Annotated in this window: 3 protein-coding genes; all 3 read right to left on the bottom strand. The window is 70.3% G+C overall.

Annotated features, from left to right (window positions below):
• On the bottom strand, positions 1-302 hold a 302-nt coding region (locus AC27VN_RS40865; RefSeq protein WP_490880419.1), incomplete at its 3' end, for a VOC family protein.
• A gap of 35 nt (positions 303-337) precedes the next feature.
• A complete protein-coding gene (locus AC27VN_RS40860; protein WP_490880418.1) occupies positions 338-1,192 on the bottom strand; it encodes an ABC transporter ATP-binding protein in 855 nt (284 codons plus the stop codon).
• Positions 1,189-1,644: ABC transporter ATP-binding protein C-terminal domain-containing protein (locus AC27VN_RS40855; RefSeq protein WP_490880417.1), on the bottom strand; the 456-nt coding region annotated here is incomplete at its 5' end. The genes AC27VN_RS40855 and AC27VN_RS40860, both read right to left, overlap by 4 nt.

Here is a 1,644-nt window from a genome sequence, read left to right as displayed (position 1 = left end):
GCGAGCCCGCGCGCCTTGGCCTCCTCGACAGTGATCGCGGTGCTGCGCGGCAGCAGCGCGAAGTCGACGATGCCTTCGCCATGGCGCTGCAGCAATTGCCACCAGCGCTCCTCGGGAGAGGGCGCGCGCCAGGCGATCAGTTCGAAGTAGCTGCCGTCCTGGAACACCACCAGCGCGTTGTGCGTGGTGCGGCCCGGATGGTCGCCGCCGCGCAGCACCTGGAAGCCGAGCGCCGCGTAGTCGGCGATGGCGCTCTCGAGGTCGTGCACCGCGATGACGATGTGGTCGAGTTTCAATGACATGGTCGTGTGTTCTCCCGTTGGTGGGCGTGTGAAGTTCAGGAGGCGGTGCGCGCGGCGCCGTCGCCGCCCAGGTAGGCATCGCGGATGCGCGGGTCGTCGAGCAGCGCGGCGGCCGGGCCCGAGAGCACGATGCGCCCGGTCTGCAGCACGTAGCCGTGGTGCGCGATCTGCAGCGCGAGGCTGGCGTTCTGCTCGACCATGAAGACCGAGACGCCCTGGGCATTGATGCGCGCGATCAGCTCGAGCACCTTGTCGACATACAGCGGCGACAGGCCCATGGTCGGCTCGTCCATGCAGATGAGCTGCGGGCGGCCCATGAGCGCGCGCGCCATCGCCACCATCTGCTGCTCGCCGCCCGAGAGCGTGCCGGCCTGGAAGTCGATGCGCTCGGCCACGCGCGGGAACAGCTCGAGCATGCGCTCGAGGTCCTCGGCCACCGCGCGGCGGTCGTTGCGCGCATAGGCACCCATCAGCAGGTTCTCGCGCACGGTCATCGCCGGGAACAGCCGGCGCGCCTCGGGCACCGAGCCGATGCCCTTGCGGATGATCTGCGGCGTGCTCAGGCCCAGCGTCGAGACGCCGTCGAACAGCACCTCGCCCGAACGCGGCTTGAGCAGGCCCAGCACGATCTTCATGGTGGTCGACTTGCCGCTGGCATTGCCGCCGAGCAGGCTCACGATCTGGCCCTTGCGCACCTCGATGTCGAGGTCGAAATGGACCTGCACCGGGCCGTAGAAGCTGTTGACCTTGCGCAGCTGCAGCAGCGGATGGACGGCGGTGCGGGCCGCGGGGCCAGCGGGCGGCACGGCCGGCGCGGCATGGTCCTCGTCGCGGCCGTCTCCCCACAAGGGCGACGGCGGCAGTCCGGTGCGGGCGACGGTGGCGATCATGCGGGCACCGCCTCGGGCCGTGCCCGATTCACCTGCCCCACCTGCCGGTGGCCGAGGTAGGCCTCGATCACCGCGGGGTCGTTGCGCACGTCGTCGGGCCGGCCCTCGGCGATCTTGCGGCCGTCGTCGAGCACGGCCACGCGGTCCGACAACTGCATCACGAGGTCGAGCTTGTGCTCGATCAGCAGGATGGTCTGGCCACGCGCTTTCAAGCCACGGATGATCTCGAGCATCTCGGCGGTCTCGCTCTCGTTCATGCCGGCCGTGGGCTCGTCGAGCAGCAGCAGCCGGGGCTTGAGGGCGAGCGCGCGCGCGATCTCTACGCGGCGGCGGTTGGCGTACGAGAGGCTGTAGGCCGGGTGGTCGATGCGCGGCGCCAGCCGTTCGCCGAACAGCGCGACGATCTTGAGCGCTTCCTGGCGCAGCGTCTCTTCCTCGCGCCGCACGGCGGC

Source organism: Variovorax sp. 20P10.2.4, from assembly GCF_058244205.1.
This window is presented reverse-complemented; position numbering and strand designations above follow the sequence as displayed.